Source organism: Carboxylicivirga sp. M1479 (assembly GCF_007097485.1).
Taxonomy (GTDB): Bacteria; Bacteroidota; Bacteroidia; order Bacteroidales; family Marinilabiliaceae; genus Carboxylicivirga.
Window position 1 is genome coordinate 17,916 of the sequence record NZ_VKDE01000026.1, and the last position, 19,865, is coordinate 37,780.

Annotated in this window: 12 protein-coding genes; 11 read left to right on the forward strand and 1 reads right to left on the reverse strand. The window is 37.8% G+C overall.

Features of this window, described 5'->3' with window-relative positions; all coding sequences use genetic code 11:
• The first annotated feature begins 187 nt into the window (after nt 1-187).
• The 11 genes from bglX (at nt 188) to FNN09_RS15385 (ending at nt 16,729) form a co-directional block, all read left to right on the forward strand.
• Nucleotides 188-2,467, forward strand: a complete 2,280-nt coding sequence (gene bglX / locus FNN09_RS15335) for a beta-glucosidase BglX (RefSeq protein ID WP_143303253.1) — start codon at nt 188-190, stop codon at nt 2,465-2,467.
• 68 nt (nt 2,468-2,535) lie between these two features.
• Complete coding sequence (locus FNN09_RS15340) at nt 2,536-4,164, forward strand: right-handed parallel beta-helix repeat-containing protein (protein ID WP_143303254.1); 1,629 nt, start codon at nt 2,536-2,538, stop codon at nt 4,162-4,164.
• 155 nt (nt 4,165-4,319) lie between these two features.
• On the forward strand, nt 4,320-7,004 hold the full coding sequence (locus tag FNN09_RS15345) for a glycoside hydrolase family 2 TIM barrel-domain containing protein (RefSeq protein ID WP_143303255.1): 2,685 nt from the start codon (nt 4,320-4,322) through the stop codon (nt 7,002-7,004).
• A gap of 225 nt (nt 7,005-7,229) precedes the next feature.
• A complete protein-coding gene (locus tag FNN09_RS15350; protein WP_143303256.1) occupies nt 7,230-8,291 on the forward strand; it encodes a T9SS type A sorting domain-containing protein in 1,062 nt (353 codons plus the stop codon).
• Between the two features lie 406 nt (nt 8,292-8,697).
• Nucleotides 8,698-10,098, forward strand: a complete 1,401-nt coding sequence (gene uxaC / locus FNN09_RS15355) for a glucuronate isomerase (RefSeq protein ID WP_143303257.1) — start codon at nt 8,698-8,700, stop codon at nt 10,096-10,098.
• Between the two features lie 3 nt (nt 10,099-10,101).
• Nucleotides 10,102-11,139, forward strand: coding sequence for a sugar kinase (locus tag FNN09_RS15360; RefSeq protein WP_143303258.1), 1,038 nt, complete (start codon nt 10,102-10,104; stop codon nt 11,137-11,139).
• Between the two features lie 163 nt (nt 11,140-11,302).
• Nucleotides 11,303-11,971 (forward strand): bifunctional 4-hydroxy-2-oxoglutarate aldolase/2-dehydro-3-deoxy-phosphogluconate aldolase, encoded by a 669-nt coding sequence (locus FNN09_RS15365; protein WP_143303259.1) that lies wholly within the window; start codon nt 11,303-11,305, stop codon nt 11,969-11,971.
• A gap of 5 nt (nt 11,972-11,976) precedes the next feature.
• A complete protein-coding gene (locus FNN09_RS15370; RefSeq protein WP_143303260.1) occupies nt 11,977-12,819 on the forward strand; it encodes an SDR family oxidoreductase in 843 nt (280 codons plus the stop codon).
• An 85-nt stretch (nt 12,820-12,904) separates the two neighbouring features.
• Nucleotides 12,905-14,083, forward strand: coding sequence for a mannonate dehydratase (uxuA, locus tag FNN09_RS15375; protein WP_221932515.1), 1,179 nt, complete (start codon nt 12,905-12,907; stop codon nt 14,081-14,083).
• A 217-nt stretch (nt 14,084-14,300) separates the two neighbouring features.
• Nucleotides 14,301-15,629, forward strand: coding sequence for an MFS transporter (locus tag FNN09_RS15380; protein WP_143303261.1), 1,329 nt, complete (start codon nt 14,301-14,303; stop codon nt 15,627-15,629).
• 59 nt (nt 15,630-15,688) lie between these two features.
• Entirely contained in the window at nt 15,689-16,729 is a 1,041-nt protein-coding gene (locus FNN09_RS15385) for a LacI family DNA-binding transcriptional regulator (RefSeq protein ID WP_143303262.1), read from the forward strand.
• 209 nt (nt 16,730-16,938) lie between these two features.
• On the opposite strand, the gene FNN09_RS15390 is transcribed toward FNN09_RS15385, so the two are convergent.
• A complete protein-coding gene (locus tag FNN09_RS15390) occupies nt 16,939-18,846 on the reverse strand; it encodes an alpha-L-fucosidase (RefSeq protein ID WP_143303263.1) in 1,908 nt (635 codons plus the stop codon).
• Nucleotides 18,847-19,865 lie beyond the last annotated feature (1,019 nt).

The following is a 19,865-nucleotide window of genomic DNA, read 5'->3' on the forward strand; positions in this document are numbered from 1 at the left end:
AAAGATAAAGTAGCTTATCCTAACATTCTGCTAATAAAAGGTAGGGTGTTAGGGGTAAGTTACACATATCTAAATATACATGTTTGAAAAAAAGTTGTTTGGTTAAACAATCCATGGGTGCGTTTTTTTAGGAAGCGGATCGTCTTTATGGGAGTTTAATGTGGTAACTGAAAGAACATTTTATCACATGAGAAATTTAATAATATTGATATTTGTTGTATATCTGGGCTTATTGTTAAGCTGTAAGCCTGATCATGCAACCAAAAACACCGAGGCCGGATTCATTGCCGATTTGATGGAGCAGATGACGGTTGAAGAAAAAATTGGACAGCTAGTTCAATACTCAAGTAAAGAGGCGTTGACCGGTCCCGAAGTATCCAATAAAGCAGTTAGTATTGTTAATGAAGTAAAGCAAGGGAAAGTAGGATCATTTATTAATGTAGATGGTGCGCAAAAAACCTATGACCTGCAAAAAATAGCAGTGGATAGTAGCAGATTGGGAATTCCTTTGATTTTTGGCTATGACGTGCTACATGGATACAAAACTATTATGCCAGTAGCGTTAGCTTCAGCGAGTAGCTGGAACGAAAAATTAATAAAAGAAGGTGCGAAGGTAACGGCAAGGGAAACAGCTTCTTCCGGTTTACATTGGACTTTCGCACCAATGCTGGATGTTAGCAGGGATGCACGATGGGGAAGAATTGTAGAAAGCTGTGGCGAAGATCCTTATCTGACTTCGGTTATTGCAAAAGCCACTGTTGAAGGATTGCAGGGAACCACCTTGTCCGATACTTTTAGCGTGGCCGCTTGTGCGAAACATTTTGCAGGATATGCCTTTGCCGAGTCCGGCATTGATTACAATACAACGGAGATTACCGAGCAAACACTTAGAGATGTGGTGCTGCCGCCTTTTAAAGCATGTGTAGATGCAGGTGTTGCTACATTTATGAGTGCATTTAACGATATTGGCGGAATTCCTTGTTCTAAAAATAAGGAGCTGTTGACCGGTGTTTTAAGGGATGAGTGGGGATTTGACGGTTTTGTTGTGTCCGACTGGAATTCTATCGGTGAGCTCATCAAACATGGCATTGTCAGCAATCGAAAAGAAGCAACAATTGCAGCTCTGGAAGCTGGCGTAGACATGGATATGGAAGGACGGTGTTATAAAAAACATCTAAAAGATTTAATAGCTGAAGGCATTATCTCCGAAGAAGCTTTAAATACCTCTGTAGAAAGGATTTTAAAGATTAAATACAGGTTAGGACTATTCGAGGATCCTTATCGATACTCATCCATTCAGCGCGAAAAGAACGAGATCTATAAGGACGAGAATCTTGAGGTGAGTGAGCAAATGGCGAGGGAATCAATAGTTTTACTTAAAAACGATGAAAGCATACTGCCCTTAAAAGCCGAAGATAAGAAGATTGCAGTAATAGGACCATTGGCCAACGATAAAGATGTGCCCCTCGGATCATGGAGAGCCCGTGCAGAATATAACTCTGCTGTGTCCTTGTGGGAGGGTTTGCAAAACCGGATAGGAGATACCAAAAAGCTACAGTTTGCTAAAGGTTGTAGTTTGGTCGATGAGGTGGTCAATTATCAGTCTATTTTAAACATTGAAGAAGAGGATAGAAGCGGGTTTGCAGAGGCGGTACGTATCGCCAAAAAGGCAGATGTTGTTATTCTTGCTATTGGTGAACATTGTTATCAAACAGGAGAAGCCAGAAGTCAAACTGATATTACTTTAAAAGGTCTGCAAATTGAGTTGTTTGAAGAAATCTATAAAGTAAATAAAAACATTGTTGTGGTATTGATGAACGGAAGACCGTTGGACATTACCGCTATTAACGACAAGGCAAAAGCCATCGTTGAAACCTGGTTTTTAGGTTCCAGAAGTGGATATGCCATTGCAGATGTCCTCACAGGTGCTTATAACCCAAGTGGAAGGTTGCCCATATCTTTCCCGCGTCATGTAGGCCAGCAGCCTCTGTATTATGCAAAAAAAAATACAGGCAGACCCGAAAAACTTGGCAGTAAATCTATTTATCAGGCCAATTATAAGGATAATGAAAGCAGCCCGCTATATCCATTTGGCTATGGCTTAAGCTATAGCAAATTCTCTTATTCTGATATTACGGCTAACAAAGAATCTTTTAGCAAAGGCGAATCTATTCAACTTTCCATAAAGGTTACGAATGATGGTAAATATGATGGTAAGGAAACCGTTCAATTGTATATATATGACCCGGTTGCTTCTGTTGCCAGACCTGTCAAAGAGCTAAAAAAGTTTAAGCAGGTTCATTTGAGGGCGGGCGAATCTAAGAACGTAGAATTTTTAATTACGGAAGATGAGTTAGGCTTTTGGCACAAACATGGAGGAATATATGCCGAAGAGGGAGAGTTTGAGATAATGATTGGGGCTAATAGTCAGGACTTGGTTTCTGATACAATTCGTTATAACAACTAAAGATATCAACGTTTTAGTTAGCATTGTTTTTAGTAATAGTTTTTAACAAGGTGATTAAATTTTAAATAATGAATAAAGTGAATATTCTACTAAGCATAACGATCTTAATTTTATCAATTGTTTCAGGAGGTTGCGACAAAAGCGAAAGCAATGAAATAATTGATACTGTGTATGAACAGTATTTTATAGATGCTGATAATGGGAGTGATTCAAACCCTGGAAATACAGAAAGTCATGCTTGGAAAAGTTTTGCGAACCTGCAGAAAGTTGTACTGGAAGCAGGAACTGAAGTAAGCCTTAAGAAAGGTTGTGAATGGAATGAGGTGTTTTCTTTTAAAGGCAGTGGGGCAAAGGATAATCCGATTATCATAAAATCGTATGGAGAAGGAAATAAACCACTCATAGCATCTCAGGGAACAGAATATGCCTTTTTAATCAAAAACCAAGAATACATTGAAGTAGATGGCTTAAAAATTACCAATAAAGGCACTACTGCTGAAAAAGACAGAAAAGGAATTTATATCGAAGTAGAAGATTTCGGTATTGTCAATCATATTCATCTTAAAAATCTGGAAATAACGGATGTTAATGGAAGGCATGGAGGGCTTTCAAACGGTAATTTTAATGAAGATAAAATGAGTGGCGGTATTATTTATACCATACTAGGTAGTCAGGTAGAAACTTATTTTGATGATTTTCTGATTGAGAATTGCCATATCCATCATGTATCGCAAACAGGAATTTCAAATAAATCATCCTGGGATGACAGAGAATGGCCCAGAAACGGAGGTTCTTATGTGAATATTTCATGGGTTGGCAGTAAAAACGTGGTGTACAGAAATAATACCCTTGAACATATCGCAGGCAACGGGATTATAATAAGAGAAGCATATGCTCCTGTTATAGAAAATAACAAACTGAATTATTGTGGGGAGCTGACTTCCGGAAATGCAGCATTTTGTTTTAATACAGATTATGCTTTGTTTCAATATAATGAAGCGTGTAATACGATTACTAATGAAGGAGATGTCGATTCAGGCGGTTTGGATAGTGACTTTAAAACACGTTGGACAACTTTTCAGTATAATTACTGTCATCATAATGGCGAAGGTGGAGTGCTGATAACTGGAGGACCGGCAAAATGGAATACAGCTTTTAACTATAATACCATCATACGTTACAATATTTTTGCCGATAACGGCGACCATGCCATAAAAACTTCAGGGAATGTAATGGGGCTAAAAGTCCACAATAATCATATTTATTCAGGTCTGGATGAGGCAGTAGATATTATCCAACATAAAAGCTGGGATGGATATTCCAGAGGTGCTGAGTATTTTAACAATGTGTTCTACTGTAGCCATACCGAAAGCCTTGTTAATTTGGGAGGGAGTACTGGTAATTCGATAAAAGACAATCAATTTGCAGGAGTTGCTGCGCATGAGTTGATTGATGTTGAAAGAAATTTATGGAACCAGGTTCCTGTATATAAAACTTCAGGATTACCAGAAGCATCGGAAGGTATGGAGAACATCTACAACTTTAGCTTAGATGGTAGCTCACCAGGTGTCGATTTGGGAAGTAGCTATCAGCCTGATGCTATGGATGGTAAAGGTGGAGTGATTCCTGTTCAGGATATTTTTGGTACCCCTGTACCTGTCAATGGAAAAGTTGATATAGGTATGGAAGAACAGTAAAAACTACTGTAATATATTTAATAAGGGATGTGCTATTGAGTTATATGTGAATAGCTACAAAAATTCAAGGCATATCCCTAATTAATTGAATTTATCGCAGTAAAGCTCCAATACAGATATTTAATAGGTTTTAATAAACATTGATTTGAATAGTCATGCGAATTTTGTTCATATTAACTTTAGTACTAATCGGTCAACAATCTATTTTTTGTCAAAAACAAAGGCAGGAAATTAGTTTAAATTCCAATTGGCAATTTGTAAAATCAGATATATCCATTGATAGCTTATCTCAAGCTAAGCTAAATTGGGAACGAATACAAATACCACATACGTACAATAGCAAAGATGCCTTTGATGATCAAGAAGGTTATTATAGGGGCAAGACCTGGTATAGGCGAGATGTGAAATTAAGTGAATCTCAGCTTAAAAAGAACTTATACCTCTACTTTGAAGGAGTGAATCAAGAAGCTATCGTGTATGTCAATGGCAAATTGGCCGGAAAACATGAAGGTGGTTATACACGCTTTTGTTTTGATATAACTGATTTAGTTGAGAAAAAGGTCAATGGTAAAGCCGACTGTGAAATATTGGTTCAGGTTGATAATAGATTCAATGAAAACATTCCCACACTAACGGCTGATTTTACCTTTTATGGTGGTATATACCGCGATGTATATCTAATAAGTACTCATAAAACTCATTTTAGTCTATCCGATTATGCCTCGAATGGAATTTATATTTCAACACCCAAGGTTTCCAAACAGAAGGCCGATATAGAGATCAAAGGTCTGATTACATCAGATAAAACCCTTAAGGATGTACTGGTTACAAACATACTCAAGGATAAAAATGGTGATGTTGTACTTGAAGAAACCAAAAAAGTTAAGCTGAATGGTAAGCATGAAATTGAGTTTAATTTAAATAACAGCCTTAATAATCCCCGTTTGTGGTCAATAGACAATCCGTATTTATACACGCTACATTCTGTATTAAGCGATCCGGTTTCTAAAAAAGAACTTGACTATGTGACAAATCCGGTCGGTTTTAGGTGGTTTACATTTTCAGCTGACAAAGGTTTTTTTCTTAACGGAATCCAAACAAAATTAATTGGTGTAAATCGTCATCAGGATTATAAAGGCCTGGGGAATGCACTGCCGGATTATCTGCACCTTACCGATATAGCTAAAATCAAAGAAATGGGTGGTAATGTGCTGCGTATTGCCCACTATCCGCAAGATCCTGTGGTTCTTGAAATGTGTGATAAACTGGGGATTATTGCTACGGTTGAAATCCCTATGTGTAATAGAATAACCGAATCGGAAGCATTTTATTCCAACAGCCTGACTATGATGGAAGAAATGATAAAGCAGAATTATAACCATCCTAGTGTTGTTATATGGGCATATATGAATGAGATATTGCTTCGTCCTAAATATGAAGATAATAAGGAGCGTCAAAAGGAATATTTTAAGAATATAAATCTGCTGGCTCAGCGCATCGAAAATAAAACAAGAGCTCTTGATCCATACCGATATACCATGATTCCTAATCATGGGGCTTTTGATAGGTATGTTGAAGTAGGCTTAACTGAAATCCCAATGATAGTTGGTTGGAATTTATATCAGGGATGGTATGGTGGAAAATTTAGCCAATTTGGGGAATATTTAGATCGACATCATAGAGAACTTCCGCATAAGCCAATGTTAGTAACTGAATACGGGGCAGGAGCAGATCCTCGCTTACATACGTTTAACCCTGTTGCTTTTGATTTTTCAGTGGAATATGCTACCAATTACCATAGGGCTTACTTAAAGGCCATTAAAGAACGCAATTTTGTAGCAGGAGCTATGGTTTGGAATCAGTTTGATTTCGGTTCTGAAGGGAGAGGTGATGCAGTGCCTCATATGAATAACAAGGGCTTGTCAACCTTTAATAGAAAGCCTAAAGAACCTTATTATTTGTATAAGGTTAGTAACAGTTCGGAACCAATAGTGGTTATATCTTCGAAAAATTGGAATAATAGATCTGCAGTCTCAGATTCAATCAATAATAGTGTTGCCACTCAGGAAATAATCTTAATGTCAAATATGTCCGAAGTTCAACTGGAACTAAACGGAAGACTGCTTGGTACAAAGAAAGTGCGTAATAATGAAGCAAGATTTAATGTGCCTTTTATAAATGGGGAAAATATTCTTGTAGCAAAGGCTAAAACAGATAGTGCTGTTGTTATGGATGTTGCAAACATCAAGTTCGAAGTTTTACCCTTTCATACTTCTAACGTTGATTTCAATTACATTGCTATAAACGCCGGATCGCATCAATATTTTAGTGATAATGTTATACAGCAAAACTGGGTTCCTGATAAGCCTTATTCAGTGGGAAGCTGGGGCTATATAGGAGGAAAAACGTTTAAAGTGAAAACCTGGCATGGTACTAACCCTACGGCATCCGAAAATATAATTGGTACTAAAAATGACCCAATTTATCAGTCGCAAAGAGTAAATCCTAAGGCATACAAGTTTGATTTACCTGCCGGAGAATACATTGTTGAACTACATTTTTCAGAATTATTAAAAAAGGAAGAAATTAAAAAGTTGGCTTATAACTTGGGCAATGATGCCATAAAGGTTGAAGTTGAAGAAAGAGAGTTCTCAGTTAAGATTAATGAAACTACCGTAATTGAAAACTTAAATTTAGCACAAGATTTCTGCGAATTTGTTCCGTTTGTCCTGAAAAATAAGATAATCATTGAAGGTGGAGAAGGAATTACAATACGTTTTAACGCTTCAAAAGGAGTGCCTGTTATTAATGCTTTAAGTATAAGGAAGGTAACGAATTAGTTTTTGTTGGAAGCTCTGCTCTGATAATTAAGAAGAACACCATTAAAAAAGCATTTTACATCTTACAAGGGTATTCAAAATCTGCCAAAAAATTAAAATACTGATAAGACCAATATCTACAGAGATATTGATCACAGTTATTGAAAAAATCTATGGTAACTATTAAATCAATATTTCGACTGGTTTAAAGGAACCTATTGTTTAACTTTTATAAATTAATTAATCATGAAACTAAATCTACAATTAAAAAAAATGTTGTCTTTTATTATTATTGGAGTTGTTTCAAGTGCTGTATTTGCACAAACAAATGTTGAAAATTTTGATTATCCGACCTCTACTTTGTTAACAGATGCAAGCATTGGATTTACACAGAAAGGGGATGCTCCATCGATTAACATTTATAGTCCAGGATTGGAATATACTGGATTAGCGATTTCTGGTATTGGTAACGCGGCTCATATTGCCATTTCTGAAGGAGGAGATCCATATGGTCCCGAACGAATTGCACGCAAGCCATTCTTTTCTTCTTCCGTAAGCTCTGGAACAGTCTATTTATCTTTTTTGGCAAATATTAAGTCAACAATTGGAGGTGATTTTAATAACTTCTTTATCTCTGTAAGCGATTATGATTCAAATCAATTGAGAGGTAGAGTAATGGCCAAGGATGATGGTAGTGGCAAAGTAATGTTTGGCTTTACAAAAGGGTATAGTACAAATATCAATTGGACCTCTGAATTATATGATTATAATAAAACATACTTTTTTGTTGTTAAATATGAATTTGTAGATGGGGCTGACAACGATATTGCTAGCTTATTCGTTTTTGAACAGGAGCAAGACGGTGTTCCTGTGACTGAACCGCAAACCGCTTCGCTAACTGCTAATGATGCTTCAGGTAGTGATCTTGCTAATATTAAAATTGTTCACTTACGTCAGCGAAAAGTAGAAGCGATTGTTGATGGAGTTGCTTTGGGTACCAGTTGGGGTGATGTTGTTGTTGAAAGTAAAAGCACAGATATTAACATTTTGTCTAAGGATGATGTTACACTAAACGTATTTCAATCTAATGGGGATATGTCTTTAAATATTGAAGTTAATGGTGCTAAGCTGAGTGGTGACTATAGCGTTAGTATTTATAATGTAAATGGACAATTGATTACAAGTGAGCTTATTCACAATCAAAATAAATTTACTTTAGATCTAAATGGCAAGCTTCAAAAAGGAATCTATATTTTAAATGTTATAGGGTACGAAACTAAGCTTACTAAAAAAATTATGATCCGATAAGCATTATGAATGGTGAGTATGAGAAGGTACTATATATAAAATAGTTTCTTGTCTGCTCACCACTTTTCAAAGAGAATATAAGTCTTTCATAAGCAGCCATGAATTCGAATTTTTTCGCCGATATCTATAACAGGAATAAATTAATACTTTAGCCTCCCTTGAAAATGTGCACTAATATTCAATCGGTTTTTTCCTTATATCATTGAAAAGTGTTACAATGAATCTATTCTCTTTTAACTCGGCTTAGTGATATATATCGCATAACGGGCATTCATAATTTTATATCACATAAGTAATTTCTCATCGCTTGCATTTGTTTGACTATTTGCAAATTAAATTATTGTGCATATCTTCGTGTACGAACACGAAATTTATATATCAATAAATTTTCTCAATAAGTTTTATCATGAATCAATTTATAAACGAAGATTTTATACTTTCTAATAATACAGCAAAAGAATTGTATTGTATTTATAGTTCAGGGCTTCCGATTGTTGATTTTCACAACCACTTAAATCCGCGACAGATAGCAGAAGATTTTCAGTTTGATAATTTAGGACAAGTTTGGTTGGAAGGTGATCATTACAAATGGCGCGCCATGCGCATTAATGGCGTGGACGAACACAGTTGTACAGGTGCCGCCAGTGATAAAGAAAAGTTTATGGCATGGGCGGCCACAGTACCTAATACGTTAGGTAATCCTTTATATCATTGGACACATCTGGAATTAGCCCGATATTTTGATATTTATGATCTGTTATCACCATCAACTGCAGAAGCAATTTTCGAAGAAACTCAATCTAAGTTGCGATCAAAGAATTTCAGTACCCGCAACTTGCTGAAGATGCAGAATGTAGAGATGGTCGGCACAACTGATGACCCGGCCGATGATTTACGTTACCATCAACAATTAAAAGAGGAGGGCTTTGATATAAAAGTACTACCCAGTTTTAGAGCCGACAATGTACTTAAGACTGATGAGCCGCAAGGCTACGTTGCTTATCTTGAAAAGTTAGGAGCTGCTGCCGATGTTAACATCTCTGATTTAGATACCTTACTGGAAGCCTTAGACAAACGACATGCTTTTTTTCATGCAGTAGGATGTAGGGTGTCTGATAGTGGGCCATATCGCTTTTACTATAGCGATTATACTCTAACAGAGATTAATAGTATTATCAAAAAGCTTTTGAGTGGTCAGCGTATTACTGAAGAGGAAACAGAAAAATACAATACCTGCGTAATGGCTGAATTGGCGCGTCTGAACCATAAGCGTGGTTGGGTGCAGCAATACCATGTTGGGCCACTTAGAAATAATAGCATTCGTAAGTTTAATGAGCTTGGTGCAGATACCGGTTTTGATTCTATGGGAGCTGTTCAGAATCCAGAGAAGATGGCTGCCTTTTTGAACCATCTTGATAAAGAGGATCAGTTGTGTAAAACCATTTTATATAACCTCAATCCAGCTGACAATGAAATGATGCTGACCATGTGCGGCAACTTCAACGACGGCAGTGTGGCTGCTAAAGTACAGTACGGAGCCGCCTGGTGGTTCCTCGACCAGAAAGTGGGCATGGAAAAGCACCTAAACGACCTTTCTGTATTAGGCTTGTTGCGTCACTTTGTGGGTATGGTCACCGATTCAAGAAGCTTCCTGTCGTTTCCGCGTCATGAGTACTTCCGTCGAATTGCCTGTAACTATATAGGTGAGCAGGTTGAGAAGGGATTAATACCTGATGATGAAAGCATCTTAAAGCCTTTGGTTGAAGGTATTTCATATAACAATGCTAAGAACTACTTTGATTTTTAAAATATGAATAAAAAAGTTATCACTTTCGGGGAGATTATGCTCCGTTTATCCACCCCCGGATATCAGCGTTTTGCGCAAGCCAACAATTTATATATGTGTTATGGTGGTGGAGAAGCCAATGTGGCTTATTCACTGGCCAACTATGGTATTGAAGCTTCATTGGTAACCCGTTTGCCCAAAAACGATATAGGCGATGCTTGCATGAAGGAATTACGCAAGTATGGCGTTAATACTGATGATATCATTTATGGTGGTGATCGTTTAGGAATTTATTTTCTTGAAACCGGTGCTGTGGCGCGAGCCAGTAAAGTGGTGTATGACCGTGCATACTCTTCTTTTTCAACCATCGAACCTGGAATGGTTAACTGGGATGAAGTATTAAAAGATGCATCTTTTTTTCACTGGACTGGAATTACACCGGCTGTGTCTCAGGGAGCCGCAGACGCCTGTTTGGAAGCTATCCAAGCTGCCAATCGCCTTGGCGTTACTGTTTCGTGTGATTTAAACTATCGTAAAAACTTGTGGAAGTATGGCAAAAAAGCTTCCGAAGTAATGCCTGCTTTGGTAGCTGGTTGCGATATCGTTCTAGGTAACGAAGAAGATGCTGCTATGGTATTAGGTATTCATCCTGAAGGTATGGATGTGACCAGTGGTCATGTTGAGGCTGAAGCCTACAGAAGTGTATCGCAGCAAATCATGAAGCAATATCCACGTGTTAAGAAGGTAATAACCACATTGCGAGGTTCCATCAATGCCAATCACAATACCTGGTCGGGTGTATTATACGATGGGGAAACCTTGTTTAAAGCAGCCGATTATAACATCACTCACATTGTAGACCGTGTTGGCGGAGGAGACTCTTTCATGGGTGGCTTAATTTATGGTTTGTTAAGCTATGAAGGCGACGACCAGAAAGCACTGGAGTTTGCAACCGCAGCTTCATGCTTAAAACATACGATCCATGGTGATTACAATCTGGTGACAATAAAAGAAGTTGAAAAATTAATGGGAGGTGATGCCTCCGGACGTGTTTCGAGATAGTAGTATTTTTTGAAGGAGCCTCAACAACGGTTGGGAAAACGGTTAAAGGAAGGATGGGGTATACTCATCTTCCTTTTTAACCTAACTATAAACTAATAATATATAATGGACAGATGGTCACTGCTGATTACGGCTTCATACTTCTGTCAAAACAATATAGAATATGGCAAAATATTCAAGAATAGAAGTGTATCAGGAAATGAAGGAAACGGGTGTAGTGCCGGTTTTTTATCATGCCAATATTGAGGTTTGTAAAGCCGTGTTGAAGGCATGTTACAAAGGAGGTATCCGTGTATTTGAGTTTGTTAACAGAGGTGATTTTGCCCATGAGCTGTTCGCCGAATTAAATAAGTATGCATTGGCCGAACTGCCCGGTATGATAATGGGGGCCGGATCTATTGTTGAAGAAGGAACAACTGCTTTATACATTCAGAATGGTGCCAACTTTATCGTCTCACCTTTATTGAATGAGACCATGGCAAAGGTATGTAACCGACGTAAGGTGATGTGGTCTCCTGGCTGTGGTACCATCTCTGAAATTAATAAAGCCCAAGAGTTAGGCTGCGAAGTGGTGAAAGTATTCCCTGCCTCAGAAGTGGGCGGGCCATCGTTTGTAAAAGCAGTTAAAGCACCCATGCCTTGGACCGATATTATGCCTACTGGCGGAGTCACTTGTGAAAAAGAAAACCTCAAGAAGTGGTTTGCCGCTGGAGTAACCTGTGTGGGCATGGGGTCTAATTTATTTCCCAAAGAAATAATGGAGAATAAAGATTGGCCTGCATTAGAAGTAAAAGTTCAGGAATTAATCAAGACTATTAAATCATTAAGATAAAAGATATGAATGAATTAAATTTAACGGATAAAGTGGCTGTTGTGACTGGCGGAGGAGGTGTTCTCTGTTCTGCTATGGCCAAGGGTTTGGCCGAGCAAGGTGTTAAAACAGCTATTCTTGATTTAAATGAAGAAGCGGCTAAGAAAGTTGCCAATGAGATTGAAACCGAATTTGGTGTTAAATCTATAGGTATCAGTGCTAATGTATTAAGTAAAGAGTCGTTGGAAGCAGCTCTTGAACTTATTCATAAAGAACTTGGTACCGTCGATTACCTATTAAATGGGGCGGGAGGTAATGCTGCAACAGCTACTACACAAGCAGAGTTTTTAACGGAGGATAAGTTGGATAAATTGGAGGATACTTTCTTTGGTTTGCAAATGGAAGGTTTCGATAAGGTGTTTGCGCTTAATTTCCAGGGAACACTGTTGCCGTCAATGGTGTTTGCGAAAGATATGCTGGATAAAAAAGATGGAGCCATTGTCAATGTGTCCTCCATGAATTCTTACACGCCATTAACCAAGATTCCGGCTTATTCAGCAGCTAAGGCAGCCATTAATAATTTCACACAATGGTTGGCAGTACATTTTGCCAAAACTGGCATTCGAGTGAATGCCATTGCACCTGGATTTTTATTGACAAATCAGAATCGCTTCCTGTTGATTGACGAGCAAACTGGAGAAGCAACCCCACGTGGAAATAAAATCATCACCAATACTCCAATGGAACGCTATGGTGAGCCGGAAGAGCTATGTGGAACTGTTAACTATTTACTATCTGATTGGGCTAAGTTTATAACTGGAGTAGTAGTGCCTGTCGATGGCGGTTTTAGTGCGTATAGTGGTGTATAACAATTATATCAGAAGGAGTTATGAATGTTTTGTTTGTATTGTTTTGTTCATAGCTCCTTCATCTTTCTTTAAAAAGTAAAAAATAATGATTGAACAAACATGGCGATGGTACGGACCCAATGACCGTATCACCTTAGCGGATATAAAGCAAACCGGTGCAACCGGTATCGTTACTGCCTTACATCACGTATCAAATGGTGAAGTGTGGACGGTTGAAGAGATTCAAAAACGAAAAGCTGAAGTGGAAACTGCAGGATTTGTGTGGTCGGTGGTGGAGAGTGTGCCGGTGCACGAAGATATTAAGAAGCAGTCGGGTAAATGGAAAGACTACATTGCTAATTACCAGCAATCGATCAAAAACCTTGGACAATGTGGCATTGAAACCATTTGTTACAATTTTATGCCAGTGCTCGATTGGTCAAGAACTAATCTGGAGTCATCTTTTGATGATGGTTCATTGGCTTTGATATACGAACAAAAGGTATTTGCTGCTTTTGATATTCACATTTTGAAGCGCCCGGGTGCTGTAAATGATTACACCGAGAAGATTCTCAAAGAAGCTGAAGTATACTATAAAGCTTTGGATGATGAAGGTAAAGAAGTCCTGACCAATACGGTTATTAAAGGGTTACCGGGGGCTGAAGAAAGTTATACGCTTGAACAATTTCAAGCTGTGTTAAATGAGTATAAAGATATTAATGACGAGAGGTTAAGAAAACATCTTCAGGAGTTCTTAGCAGCTATTATACCGGTGGCCGAAGAAGCAGGTGTACGCATGGCCATTCATCCGGATGATCCGCCATGGGGCTTATTGGGCTTACCTCGTGTTGTGAGTACGCTAGAGGATGCAAAAGCAGTAATCAATACGATCAATTCAGTTTCAAATGGTGTAACACTTTGCACAGGTTCATGGGGAGCAGGTCATTTTAACGATTTATCAGTGATGGCCAAAGAGCTGGCTCCTCGTATTAATTTTGCTCACTTACGCAATGTGAAACGCGACAACGATTACAATTTCAACGAAGACTATTTATTTGATGGTGATGTGGATATCTATGAAGTATTAAAAGCCATTGTTGAAGAAGAAGAAGCCAGAAAAAAGCAAGGACGCAAAGATTACTCCATTCCAGTGCGCCCTGATCATGGAAATCAAATGCTTGGTGATGTTGGTCAGGATAATAATCCGGGCTATTCGCTTTATGGAAGAATGAAAGGATTAGCCGAGATAAGAGGCTTGGAGCTGGGTATCAGAAGAAGTTTATAATCAGTATTCTAATACAAATAAATATATGAAACGAACCATGTAAATTTGATTATCCAAATTTCACACAGGAGGATGATAAAATTTGCTTGAGAGTTCCATATGGGAAATGAAAGAAAATCATAATCATATGAAACGAGCCATGAGCAAATACTTCTCACACACGAGAATAACTTAGCTGGCGAGTTCCATGTGGTAAATAAAAACAAATTATAAACACATGAATAAATCAAATAACCAACCAAAAGGTAAATACAGGTATCGTATTTTGGCACTTTTGATGCTGGCCACCACAATTAACTATTTCGACCGAAGTCTTATGGGGATAATGTCGCCTGAACTCATTGAGTGGTTTGGGTGGACAAAGAAGGATTATGCAAATATCCTTATAGCGTTTCAGATTGCTTATGCCATTGGGCTTTTAACCATGGGTGGTATTATTGATCGTTTAGGAACAAAAAAAGGGTATATACTTTCAATCGGTTTGTGGAGTGCTTTTGGTATGATGCATGCCGCGATTGGCCGTGGGTTTAGTATCATCGGATTTATGTTAGCTCGTTTTGGTTTAGGCTTTGGTGAGTCGGGTAACTTTCCTGCTGCAATAAAAACCACAGCAGAATGGTTTCCTAAAAAAGACAGGGCCTTTGCTACCGGTATTTTTAATGCCGCAACGAGTATTGGAGCAATCGCAGCTCCTTTTGTGGTTGGTGCCATTGTTTATTGGACAGGTGGTGAAAGAGGAGAAGGGGAGCTTGTTAATTGGCGAATACCATTCTTAATTACAGGTGTATTAAGTGCGATATGGGTTTTCCTATGGGTTCGTACTTATAAAAAACCAGAAGATCACCCCAAAGTATCGTCGGAGGAACTAAGCTATATTCAAAGTGATTCAGAAGTTGTTGAATCTGTTGAGAAATTACCTTGGAGTAAGGTGCTCGCAAAAAAGCAAACATGGGCATTCTCTTTAGCAAAAGTAACAGATGCCGTATGGTGGTTTTATCTTTTTTGGGGAGCTATTTTCCTGGCGGAAAATTTTGATGTTAAAATAAAAGAGATGGGGCTGCCTTTCCTGGTAATTTATCTAATTGCTGATGGTGGAAGCATCTTTGGCGGATGGTTATCTGGTTACTTTATAAAAAAAGGATGGGCAATTAATAAGGCCCGTAAGACAACACTATTAATATGTGCTTTAATTATTTTGCCAGTAGCCTTTGTGGCCTTTATTGACAATAAGTGGTTAGCTATTTTCTTAATAGGCTTTGGTGCTGCCGGCCATCAAGCGTGGTCAGCAAATATTTTTACGCTCGTTTCTGATGTCTTTCCTAAAAAAGCGGTTGCTTCGGTTGTAGGCGTTGGAGGAATGGTTGGTGCTGTGGCCGGTATCATTAGTAATGTTATTTTGGGCGTCGTACTCGATGGAGCTGATAATACGGGTTTCTTTTGGGCCTTCCTTATTGCTGGTCTATCTTATCTAACTATCCTGGGATTAGTGCATTTGATAATGCCTCGAATGATACCTCTTAATGAAAATCTTCAAGCTGTAAAATAATTTATAGTTTTGCGTAATCTATCCGGTGTATGTTGCACCGGGTATTTTTTATTATTAATATGGCCAAACAAGTCCGAATAAAAGATATTGCAATTAAGGCAGGCGTATCGGCAGGTACAGTGGACCGCGTGTTACACAATCGTGGCGAAGTAAAACCTGAGACCAAAGAATTAATACTGAAAATTGCAAAGGAACTTGATTATAAACCTAATGTGGCGGCCAGGCTGCTAAAGGCCCCTGCTGAGTATAAAATAGGTGTACTATTACCCAAGCCTGTTAATGATAAGAGCTTCTGGACAAATCATCCAATTGGCATCAACCAGGCAATTGCCAATAGCCTTCCTTATAACATTAAAGCTGATTTTTATGAATTTAGTCTGGAGCATCATCAGGATTTTCTTCAACGGGCTGAGGAATTAATGGCTGCTAAGCCACATGGTGTTATTCTTGCACCATTGTATAAGGATGAATCTCAAACCTTCATTAAACGACTGGATGAACTAAAGATCCCCTATGTCTTTATAGATACGAATATAGATGGTGTTAATCCTCTGACTTACATTGGTGAAGATGCCATGAAAAGCGGACGAATAGCTGCAAGTTTGGTTGATGCCATAACACCTGTTGATAAAGATATTCTAATCGTAAATATTGCCAAAAGCCTTGTTAATACACAGCATTTAAATAGTCGTAACCAGGGGTTTATGGCTTATTTTATGGAGAGTGGTTTAAATAAAGGCTTAAAAATTAATGTTGATATTCCAAGTGATAAAAATCTGGAGGTAAAAGGGAAGTTAGACACGGTTTTGTCGGCAAATACAAATATCGGGGCCATTCTGGTTTCCGGCTCTCGTACATATGTGGTAGCCAATTATCTTGAAAATGCGGGACTTGACCATGTATTAGTTGGTTACGAATCAATCGATGAAAATATAAAGTATTTAAATAGCGGTACGATTAATTTTCTGGTTAGCCAGCGTCCTGTTGAACAAGCTGAAAAAGCTTTACAATTTCTTGTGGATCATTTGGTGAATAAAAATGAAATTCCAAATAATCACTTTCAGCCAGTTGATATAGTTAATAAGGAATGGTTTAAATAAAATGAAGTCTTGCGGGAGTGCTGTAATAGTAATTTGAGTTAATTATTTGCATAATATTATTTACCTAGTTTTTACAATGCGATCCTTGTAAGGGGCAGAATATCAGTATTTAGAAAATTCTGTATCGAAATAGCCCAAGCCCTAAAGCTTTGAATATTCCTCTGTTTTGAATATATTGATTTATTATAATTTCACACCTGCGCATTTATCTAGTTGAATAGATCAAACGAAACAATGGATGGAAATTCGCCATTTGTTTTATTAATTACTAACCTGATTCGTCTGGCTAAGATAGGTTTTGCCAGGTGAATAGATAAATTATCAATGGTATTCTCTTCTGCGTAAAAAGTTTTCCACTCTTCACCATTATGAAATTGTAATTCAAACTTTTGTACTTGTCCATAAAGTTCTTTTATAGCTACACGGTTAAACTTTTCGATTGCACCAAGATCCACCTCAAGCCAGGGATTAGAATCTTCTGCGTTAGGCATCCAATAACGCCAGAAGTGCCCCTTATGCTTCCCTTTTATCATCTTGTGTATCCGCTCTTTATCACGGTTGTTATTCACATTTTTCCTGCTCACGATAATTTGTTTTTCATCACGACTGTCCTCTCCAAAATGCTTTTTAATTTTACCATTCTCGAAACTATAGTTTACGACTGTTTCGGGTGCCCCTTTGCTACTTTCAGGATTTATACTGCTTGAAGCAGTTACTAACGCATCAGTAGTTAAAGTTACAGGTTGCTCAATTTCAATGGGATCTATTTCCATCACGTCCTTATCAACTGTTAGTTCAATAATGGTATTTATCGAAGAATGATATTGGGGATCCAGTGTAATTTTTAATCCTTCATCAGTTTGTGTAAAATTAGGCCTACCTCCGGTTAATGATTTACATTCCAGTACCTTCGCTGGAAGACTAGACAAGTTTAATATTCCACCAGGCCATTTTTGTGTGACATGCAAGAATATGGTGTTACCTTTTCGGGTTGATCCACCCCAAAGTCCTGGTTTATAAGGTCCTCCTCGAGTTCCATAAATTGACTCTCCATGCTTTTTCAACCATTTTCCCATTTCCAAATATCGGTCTTTTATCATCGGATAAATGGAACCGTCAGGCTTGGGGCCAAAATTTAACAACAGGTTTCCGTCACCAACGGCACATTCAATTAACAACTGAAGGCACATTTTTACTGATTTCATGTCTTTTTCACCGTTCCAGATCCATGAATGTCCATGTATTACAGCACAGGTCTCCCAGGGATAATCCATGTTAAAACCACCTATTCGTTGTTCGGGAGTAGTAAATTTTATACCAGGGATTTCGCCACCAATCCTTCCGTTAGTTAAACACCCCGGATGATGTTTGTGCATCATTTCAAAAATTGGTCCCGTATTTAATTTAATCCTGCCTCCATCCCACCAGATACCTTCAACCGGCCCATAGTTAGTCATCAGTTCCTCAACCTGATTATACAGATAGTCTTCATACGGTTTTGGATTTTTTACATCATGTCGGATGTCGTACCAATCAGCTTTACAATAATACCAAATTACTTTAATCCCACGCTTATGACACGCATCCGACAATTCCTTACAAATGTCACGTTTAAAGGGAGTGCTCATAATATCATAATCAGTGTACTTGCTATCCCAAAGACAAAATCCATCAAGATGTTTCGTAGTCAGCACTACATAACCGGCACCGGCATCCTGAGCCATTTGGGCCCACTCTTCAGCATCAAATTCAACAGGATTAAATATCTGGTATAAATTGTCGTATATGTCCATCGGACAATCCGGGGCATCGATATATTTTTTCCAACCACCATTAAATATTTCTTCAGGGACAGGCTTTTGACTCGAATTTCTCGCTTTGTTATGAAATGATCCTAAATGCTTATTCTCATCCTTTCTCCTAAAAGCATTTTTATGAACAAGTGCCCCTGGTCCCCAATGAATAAAAATACCAAATCTTGCCTTTCGCCACCAATCGTAATCATCTATTGTAGCTCCAATTTTAGTTGGTTTAACCTGGGAGAAACCCGTTATTGATGAAAGAGAAAGTAACGTAGTAGTAATTGCCACGCATAATACCGATAGTTTTTTTTTCATTTTTAATGTTTTTTTATTTTTAATGAGCTTTTTAGTTTAGTCTTTAGTTGAATCAAAATTTGGATTTATTATTAGTATAAGAATATTGGAGTCGTCGCAACAATCTTATCTCATTTTCATTTCATTATGGGGTTTTTTCTGAATTAGTAAAGCAAAACTATTTATTAAATGTATGCCTCAGGTCAATCAATTATTCACAATGGTTTCTTTTCTGTTCTACTTTTACAAATCTCTGGAATAACTGAAAAGAATGACTACTTTTGAAAAGTACCGAGCCAAAAATCAATCATTTTTAAGAATAAGAGAAGATTCCCAATACTAATATAATTTACTTTCCTGTCCTTTCTGGCCATTGCGAATAACCTTAAAATCATTTCCACCAAAGATGGATTATCAAGTAGTCGGGTATATTCGATGATTGAAGATGAAAACGTGTTAATGTGGATCAATCGCAATTCCTGTGTATTTTCATTTTTTACTTGCCAGCCCGGCTTGCAAAGCCGGTATCAAACCATGGCTTAACCTGTGGGGTATGACCTTAAGATTGATATTACTTGAACCGTTTTAACGGTTTCTAAATCTAAAGTGTTGGTTATCTTCAGGATCAAAAAGAGCACTACTGTAACCGTTCATTATATGAAACATGTATACATTATGGGAATTCATAAGTTGTGGAAAAACGGTTGAAATCGGGTGGTTAAGAGCCGAATTGGACAGTAAAGAAATTGCCAAAATCAAACCCAAGTTCGACAGTTGGGGAATCCATCTTTAAAACACGATTACAGCTATGAACAAGAAAAAAAGATATTATTTATTTCGAGAGGGGTGTTAACCACGAGAGCAATAGTTACCACCGTTTTACTTATTCGCAGACTGAATAGGAAGCAGTCTGCATTAAAACCTGGAAAACAAGAAAACGGCAAGGGCTATTGCCTCCTCGTGGTTCAAACTTTATTATTACTAACAATAATGAGTTACCTTTTAATTTCAAGAACTGGAACGGTGATAACAACTACTTA

Excerpts from the sequence above, each read along its gene's own strand:
- bglX (WP_143303253.1), top strand. The coding sequence starts at position 188 with ATGAGAAATTTAATAATATTGATATTTGTTGTATATCTGGGCTTATTG.
- FNN09_RS15340 (WP_143303254.1), top strand. The coding sequence starts at position 2,536 with ATGAATAAAGTGAATATTCTACTAAGCATAACGATCTTAATTTTATCA.
- FNN09_RS15345 (WP_143303255.1), top strand. The coding sequence starts at position 4,320 with ATGCGAATTTTGTTCATATTAACTTTAGTACTAATCGGTCAACAATCT.
- FNN09_RS15350 (WP_143303256.1), top strand. The coding sequence starts at position 7,230 with ATGAAACTAAATCTACAATTAAAAAAAATGTTGTCTTTTATTATTATT.
- uxaC (WP_143303257.1), top strand. The coding sequence starts at position 8,698 with ATGAATCAATTTATAAACGAAGATTTTATACTTTCTAATAATACAGCA.
- FNN09_RS15360 (WP_143303258.1), top strand. The coding sequence starts at position 10,102 with ATGAATAAAAAAGTTATCACTTTCGGGGAGATTATGCTCCGTTTATCC.
- FNN09_RS15365 (WP_143303259.1), top strand. The coding sequence starts at position 11,303 with ATGGCAAAATATTCAAGAATAGAAGTGTATCAGGAAATGAAGGAAACG.
- FNN09_RS15370 (WP_143303260.1), top strand. The coding sequence starts at position 11,977 with ATGAATGAATTAAATTTAACGGATAAAGTGGCTGTTGTGACTGGCGGA.
- uxuA (WP_221932515.1), top strand. The coding sequence starts at position 12,905 with ATGATTGAACAAACATGGCGATGGTACGGACCCAATGACCGTATCACC.
- FNN09_RS15380 (WP_143303261.1), top strand. The coding sequence starts at position 14,301 with ATGAATAAATCAAATAACCAACCAAAAGGTAAATACAGGTATCGTATT.
- FNN09_RS15385 (WP_143303262.1), top strand. The coding sequence starts at position 15,689 with ATGGCCAAACAAGTCCGAATAAAAGATATTGCAATTAAGGCAGGCGTA.
- FNN09_RS15390 (WP_143303263.1), bottom strand. The coding sequence starts at position 18,846 with ATGAAAAAAAAACTATCGGTATTATGCGTGGCAATTACTACTACGTTA.